The 878-nt window shown below is 63.0% G+C and carries 1 protein-coding gene; it reads right to left on the reverse strand.

Going from position 1 to position 878, the window contains the following annotated elements:
* The coding region (locus tag FMN52_RS19795) for a hypothetical protein (protein ID WP_205424907.1) at positions 1-878 on the reverse strand (878 nt) is incomplete at both ends.

Below are 878 nucleotides of genomic sequence, written 5' to 3' on the forward strand. Positions count from 1 at the left end.
ATGTCGACCTGCTTGAAGGTGCGCATGTCGTACGTTGCAACGAAGTCCAGGTCCACGCCGTCGGCGGTGGTGTTGTAGACCAGGAAGTCGGCCACGCCGTCGCCGTTGGTGTCGATTTCGATGTCGACTTCGGTGCCGCCGGCAAGGTGTGCCCAGTTGCCCCAGGTACTGATGCCGAAGTTCAACAGGCCGTTTGCGACGCCGGTGGTCGGGGCCGTGGAAGCTGCACCTACGTACTGCAGGTCCATCTCCCGGCCGCCCGGGGTCGAGTCAAGGCTCTTGCCCTGGCGCGGGGACGAAGCGCCGAGTTCGAAGGCCGAAACCAGCGAAACGACCTGGGTGTCGCCCTTGCCCGCGCGGATGTCGTCGCCTTCGAGTTCAACCTTGGCGGTGGTGGCGCCCTTCTTGAACTCGATCGAGTCGTCGACCTTCATGTCGGAGACCAGCTTGGGCGCCGCGTGAACCGGAACGCGCAGGGTGGGAGCCGTGGAACTGGTCAGTTCCACGCGGCCCGAAACGTCGCTCACCCAGGCGCGCGGCAGGCCCAGCTGGGTGCGGTCCATGGTCGGGTCCATGGTCTTTGCGTACTTCTTGGCGTCGATTTCCAGGGTGACCTTGATCTTGGTGCTCTTGCCCGCCTTGAGCGTCACGCTTCGGTCGCTCAGCGAATAGGTGGCACCCGGGATCTCGGTGGCAGGAATGTACTTCACGTTGTAGGTCTGGGTCTTGGAGGACTTGTTGACCACGGTGATGGACTTGGAATCCTTGAACTTCTTCTTGTCCAGTTCAATGACACCGAAGACCGCCGACGTCAGGTCGGGGTCGTCGCTCGCAAAGGCGTAGGCGGGGGTTTCCAGTGCTGCCGAGGCGATGACCCG

The sequence above is a fragment of the Marinobacter sp. BW6 genome (assembly GCF_008107725.1).
Lineage (GTDB): Bacteria > Pseudomonadota > Gammaproteobacteria > Pseudomonadales > Oleiphilaceae > Marinobacter.